General features: G+C 57.6%; 4 protein-coding genes. All 4 read left to right on the forward strand.

Annotated elements, in window-relative coordinates; genetic code table 11:
- Positions 1-398: 398 nt before the first annotated feature.
- The 4 genes from JS541_RS14425 to JS541_RS14440 all read left to right on the forward strand — a co-directional run bounded on the left by JS541_RS14425 (position 399) and on the right by JS541_RS14440 (position 5,929).
- Positions 399-2,195, forward strand: a complete 1,797-nt coding sequence (locus JS541_RS14425; RefSeq protein ID WP_214375185.1) for a CocE/NonD family hydrolase — start codon at positions 399-401, stop codon at positions 2,193-2,195.
- 143 nt (positions 2,196-2,338) lie between these two features.
- Positions 2,339-3,439: a redox-regulated ATPase YchF gene (gene ychF, locus JS541_RS14430; protein ID WP_214375186.1), complete on the forward strand. Its 1,101-nt coding sequence runs from the start codon at positions 2,339-2,341 to the stop codon at positions 3,437-3,439.
- Between the two features lie 392 nt (positions 3,440-3,831).
- Positions 3,832-4,737 (forward strand): DNA adenine methylase, encoded by a 906-nt coding sequence (locus JS541_RS14435; protein WP_236037013.1) that lies wholly within the window; start codon positions 3,832-3,834, stop codon positions 4,735-4,737.
- A gap of 1 nt (position 4,738) precedes the next feature.
- Positions 4,739-5,929, forward strand: coding sequence for a hypothetical protein (locus JS541_RS14440; RefSeq protein WP_236037012.1), 1,191 nt, complete (start codon positions 4,739-4,741; stop codon positions 5,927-5,929).
- Positions 5,930-6,452: the final 523 nt, after the last annotated feature.

The raw sequence follows: 6,452 nt of genomic DNA on the forward strand, positions 1-6,452 counted from the left end.
GTTCATCAGGCGCTTGCTGGTTGCTTGTTTATCTTGGTCGAAAACATCCTACCCAGGAAGCGCTCTTCTCTTACTCCCTCAACGGCTCAACGACGAACCCACACCCACGAAAACAACACAAGCGCCTGTTTTCTTGGCTCCCTCGGCTGAGGGAGCTGTCGGCAAAGCCGACTGAGGGAGCGTCAGACCCATCACATTAAGCCCGACAAGGCACTAAGTGCGGTTCGCTCGTAACCTGTACGCAGTATGCATATAACGCAATCGCTATCGTCGTAGGCGTCGGCATGCGCTGGGTACGGCCGCGGGTAGCGTTGCGCACGGCGGACGACGATGAGCCTGTCCGCCGTGCGCAACGTCATATCAGATAGACATCAGACAGACACAAGGAGACGGCCGGCATGAGCGAAGCCCGGTATTCATACGAGAACGCGATCCGCGAATTCGTGTACATCGAACTGCCGTTCGACGGCGACGCGGACGGCCGCAACGACCTGGTGCGTGCCGACATCATCCGTCCGCGCGAACTCGACGGCACCGAGAAGATCCCCGTCATCATGGATCCCAGCCCGTACTACGAGCTGTACGACCGACACGGCGAGAAATACGAATACTCGCACCCGGAAGACAAGTGGAACAGCCCACTCAAACAGTTCCCGTTCTTCTACGACAACTACTTCGTGCCGCGCGGCTACGCGGTCATCATGCTCGCCACGTCCGGCACCGCACTGTCCGAAGGATTCTGCGACATCGGCGGGCCGAAGGACATCGCCTCCGCCAACGCGGTCGTCGACTGGCTCAACGGCCGTGCGACCGGCTACATGACCCGCGACCGGCGTACTCCGGACAACGAGATGACCGCCTACTGGGCGTCCGGACTCGTCGGCGCGATCGGCAAATCCTACGACGGCTCTGTACCCAACGGCATGGCCGCCACCGGCATCGACGGCCTCAAGACCATCGTGCCGATCTCCGCGATCTCCAGCCAATACGACTGGTACCATCCGCACGGCGCGCTGCTCAACGGCGACGACGCCGACGGCGGCTGGTTCGAACCCGACAACTTCGCCGTCACCCTGCAATCCACCGCCGACGGCAAACTCCAGCGGTTCAACACCAAAGGCGGCTGGCGTCGGCTGCACGACGGCTCTGACAAGGAACACCGCAGCTACAACGAGTTCTGGGCCGAACGCGACTACCGCGCGCACGTCGACCGGTTCAAGGCCAGCGTGTTCCTCGTGCACGGCGTCAACGACCTCAACGTGATGATGAACCAGGTCGATACGTACTGGAAGGCGCTGGGGGAGCACGGCGTGCCGCGCAAGATCTGGCTGCACCAGTACGCGCACGACGACCCGTTCGACGTGCGCCACGACGCGTGGCTTGCGACCCTGGAACGATGGTTCGACTACTGGCTCAAGGGCGTCGACAACAGTATCATGGACGAACCGGAGGCCTCGATCGAGGACCTGGACGGCAACTGGCACGAATATGCGAGCTGGCCGGTGCCGGGAACGGCGGTGCGCACGTTCGGCGTTCGCGGGGGAGCGGACGCGCGGCTGGGCGTGCTGCGCGAGTTTACGGCGGATGATGACGAATCCGATCAGGGCGATCATGTCGCCACGATCAAGGGCGCGCGCATCCGCGAACTCATCCCGTTCAGCGAATCCGGTCACGCGAGCGACGAACGGCTACTGTACGTGAGCGAACCGCTCGCCGACGACCGGCACATCTCAGGCACACCGCACATCAGCCTGCGCGTCAAGGCATCCGCACCCGACACGAACCTGTGCGTCTCGCTCATCGAATACGGCGAAGGCAACTACGTGCAGGTGAGCGAGGACATCCACGCGCTCGTCGAATTGAAGGAAAAACGGCCCGCGGTCGGCGGCTCGTCCGACGACGACAAGGCCGTCTACCCGGTATGCGTGCCGCGCAAATCGCATGAGATGCAGAACATGGTGACGCGCGGCTGGATCGCCACCGCCCACAAGGACTCGTTCGACGCGTTCACGCCCACGGCGACCGGCGAATGGATGGACGTCTCGTTCGACCTGCTCGCCACCGACTGGATCGTGCGCGCCGGGCATCGGCTCGCGCTCGCGATCTGCAACAACTCGAAACGACTCGCCGCCGTGCCGCTGTCCGATTTCGAGGTAGATCTCGACTCGGTGCGGCTGACGGTGCCGATGGCCTGATCGCAAGCGCGGACGAGGCGGTTTCTTTCCGCGGCTATGTAACGGTATGTCGTCGTCTATCGATCGGTCCGATCGGCGGACGACGACATACCGCATCGCGGAACCGTCCGGCAACGTCCACCTTGCCGCCAATACTGGGACTCATGTCTCTTACTATCGGAATCGTCGGTCTGCCGAACGTCGGCAAGTCCACCATGTTCAACGCGCTGACGCGCAACAATGTCCTCGCGGAAAACTATCCGTTCGCCACCATCGAGCCGAACACCGGCATCGTGCCGCTGCCCGACAAGCGCCTGCCCGTGCTCGCCAAGCTCGTGCACACCGAGAAGGTCGTGCCCGCCACCGTCACGTTCGTCGACATCGCCGGCATCGTCAAGGGCGCGTCCGAAGGCGAAGGCCTGGGCAACAAGTTCCTCGCCAACATCCGCGAGGCGGACGCGATCTGCGAGGTCGTGCGCGCGTTCAAGGACGACGACATCGTCCACGTCAACGGCAAGGTCGACCCGGCCGACGACATCGACACGATCAACGCTGAGCTGATCCTCGCCGACATGCAGACCATCGAGAACGCGCTGCCAAAGCTCGAGAAGGACCTGCGCGGCAAGAAGATCGAGCCGGCGTACCTCGACGCGGTCAAGAAGGCGAAGGCCATCCTCGAGGATGGCGAGACCATCGACCATGCGGCTGCCGCCGGCAAGATCGACAAGGCCGACATCTACGACCTGCACCTGATGACCGCCAAGCCATTCATCTACGTGTTCAACGTGGACGATGACGAACTTGCCAACGACGAACTCAAGACGAAACTCGCCGCGTCCGTGGCTCCCGCTCCGGCCGTGTTCCTCAACGCCCAGTTCGAGGCCGACCTCACGGACCTCGACGAGGACGACGCGCGCGAGATGCTCGCCGACGCCGGACTCGCCGAATCGGGCCTCGACCAGCTGGCCCGCGTCGGCTTCGACATCCTCGGCCTGCAGACCTTCCTGACCGCCGGCGAGAAGGAAGTGCGCGCCTGGCAGATCCACAAGGGCTGGACCGCCCCGCAGGCCGCCGGCGTGATCCACACTGACTTCGAAAAGGGCTTCATCAAGGCCGACATCGTCTCCTACGACGACTTCGTTGCCGCCGAAGGCTCGATGGTCAAGATCAAGGAGGAAGGCAAACTCCGCCAGGAAGGCCGCGACTACGTCATGCAGGACGGCGATATCGTCGAGTTCAAGTTCTCCCCAACGTCTAAGAAGTGATCGTCGGATAGCGTTGAGGGCCTTGGAATTCCAGTGATTCCAAGGCCCCAGTTATTTCGTGCTCATTGCTGCCGTTCCGATTGTCTTAAGGAATGGTTTTTGACAGTGATATCCGCCATGATATGTGTTGCACGTGCTGGTGGGTTAGTCCAGTGTTTTGAGGTTAGCTTGGATTGTTCGATGAATCATCTGGAGGCAAGTGGCACGATTCCAGTTGGTTGGCACAATCGATGACCATGGGTCGTTGCACTGGCGGAGCAGTGAGTCTGAGCACAAGTCGGTAATTGAGGCGGTGCAGAATGAGCTTGGCAAGGATACCTACATCGGTATCGAGTGCTACATGGTGTCGCTGTTTATAATCATACTATCGTAGATAGAGCCTAGGGAGAAATATGTACGCAACGCCGAGGATCAGTTCTGGGGAGATGCTGTCTGTCCCACTGGTTCCCAACCATGATGTGGTCTCACCGCTGAGGTATCCAGGCGGGAAGAGCGTGTTGTCCGGATACGTGGCGTCTCTCATCGGTATGTTTGGGCTTCGTGACGCCACGTATGTCGAGCCATATGCCGGTGGAGCGGGTGTTGCGTTGCGTCTATTGCGGGACGGTACCGTGTCAAAGGTCGTTATCAATGATTATGACCCTGATGTGTTCGCTTTTTGGCATAGCGCAGTCAATGATTCGACATCGTTCTTGGAAATATTCGACAAGACGGAACCCACTATTGAGGAGTGGCATCGGCAGAAAGATATCATCAGAAATTCCGCCAACGAACTTGATAGGGGGTTTGCATTCTTCTTTCTCAACAGAACTAACAGATCCGGCGTACTCAACGGTGGCGTTATCGGCGGGCTGAATCAGAGCGGTGCATACAAAGTAGGAGCCAGATACAATAAGGCCTCTCTAAGGAAGAAACTCGAATTCCTTGGAGATCGCTCGGATTCCATCGAAGTCTTGAATGAGGACGGACGCGCCGTAGTAGAACGGTTCATCGGGGATGACAGCTCTTTCATCTATGCGGATCCGCCGTACGTGGAAAAAGGGCGGAGCCTGTACATGAACGCTTTTGACGAAAGCCAGCACCAGGATCTTGGAAGGACATTGAATAGTCATATCCGTTCCCATTGGATGCTTACGTATGATGACACGTCGCTGGTCAGAAAACTGTATAAGGACCGATACGGCGGGTTGTTTCCTCTGAGCTATAGTGCATCCTCGCGTCGTTCCGCGAATGAGCTGATGATTTTTTCCGATACACTGGGTGAAGCCATAGCATGCAATGCCTCAGAAGGAGAGTGACATGGTGAGCGGGAGACGAGAAATGGCCGATGTGTGGGAAGGACAGCGGGTTGAGTACATTCCGCTGGATAATCTGATTCTGTGGACGGAGAATCCTAGAGATCCATTAGAAGGCACCTACACTAATGACGATGTCATCCGTCACGCGATCGATAAGAGTAATGAGGGACAGTGGCAGCTGCATAAACTTGCAAAGGAAATGGGAGACAAGTTCGATTTGAGCGAACTACCCACGGTATGCAAGATAGATAATGGACCGTCGTATAGAGTATACGACGGCAACAGACGTGTCATCTTGGCGATGCTTCGCAAGAGAGGTCTTTCTGTCGATGGGCAACGGCAACTGCTGCCTCCAGACTTCCCTGACCCCATGCCATGCAATGTGTGCAACGAACGAATCGCTCTGGAGAATGTGGAACGCAAGCATAAGGGTAAGGGAAGCTGGAAGCAGTATGAGCGGGATTGTTTCATGTTCCGATACATGGGCGGACCGAAAACCGTACTGATGAAGCTGGAGGACCTTATTGGCGCAGTGACGGAGTGGCCTATACTCAATACAGGATTCGTTGAAAAAGACGTTTTCAACAAGAAGCATCTCGAAGAAATGGGACTTCTCCCCGATGAACCGGATTTTGGGGTTCCAACCGAATTGCTGCGAGAGCTCGTGGAAAACATCGCTGGTAAACTGGACAACGAGTTGAATACCCGCAACGCTCGAAACAATCCTGCTAGCGTGTTGCCGGAGGATCTCATCAAGCGCCTCAAGGAATCCCAACGCAGGCACGTCGCCAATGCGAAGACCGATATACGGGAGAAGGCACGTGCCGACACGGATTCACATTCGATGCCGGAACCTGTTGCCGAAGACGAAAAGCAGAACGATGCCCATCTCTTCGATGACCCCGAAGAAGTCCCCGCGCAGGACAGTGCCCCCAAGGAAAGCCGAAAAGCGCGCACGCGCCAGGTCAGTTTGCCTTCTGTCGCTGTTTTTTGGCGGACCGTTACATTTGACACCGGGTATCGTCAACAACATGTACCGCACCTTAGAAGAGCTTTGGAACATGTATCGGAACAAGGATATGCAGAATCGGGAAGCATTCGTTCCAATCTTCCGTATGGGTCTGCGTCTGCTGACGGAAACAGCGGCCTCGGAGTGTTGGGAACATGGTGGTCTGCAGAAATATGTGAATGATTATGCAAACGAGGCCAAGAAGAACCTGAGGAAGCGTAAAGGAGGTCAGGATCTTCTCACGTTCACGTCCAACTACCAGGTATCGCCGAACAAGCTAGTGCAGTTGCTCCAAAGCGGTGCACATGCATACACATCAACCAGAGCCGAAGGACAGACTCTAGCTATGAGCGTTTTAGTCGGAGAGATGCTCGCGTTGAGCCATGGACGTCCATAACAACCACATAGGGTGTCCCGATGGACAGTCATCGGGACACCCTTTCACATCCGGATCGCGCACGAGCCGGGCCAGAACGAGGATAATCGAATTCGTTCAGCCGCCCAGTCCGGTGTGGGTGGCGCGCACAGCGCTTTTGTGCGTTGCGAGAGTTGCGAGAGAAGACGCGGCGAATCGAGCATTATTTGTGAGGCTTCTGCTGTTTTCGTGGGTTAGGTTGTTGGTGTTGGTAGTTGGATGTTGAGTCCGCCGCATCTGAGCATGACGAGGCTGATGAGGTTGGTGACGTGGTGGAAGCCGTAGGCCATG

This window comes from Bifidobacterium sp. SO1, from assembly GCF_018555335.1.
Lineage (GTDB): Bacteria > Actinomycetota > Actinomycetes > Actinomycetales > Bifidobacteriaceae > Bifidobacterium > Bifidobacterium simiiventris.

Coding starts and splice junctions, on each gene's coding strand:
- JS541_RS14440 (WP_236037012.1), top strand. CDS start 4,739: ATGGTGAGCGGGAGACGAGAAATGGCCGATGTGTGGGAAGGACAGCGG.
- JS541_RS14435 (WP_236037013.1), top strand. CDS start 3,832: ATGTACGCAACGCCGAGGATCAGTTCTGGGGAGATGCTGTCTGTCCCA.
- ychF (WP_214375186.1), top strand. CDS start 2,339: ATGTCTCTTACTATCGGAATCGTCGGTCTGCCGAACGTCGGCAAGTCC.
- JS541_RS14425 (WP_214375185.1), top strand. CDS start 399: ATGAGCGAAGCCCGGTATTCATACGAGAACGCGATCCGCGAATTCGTG.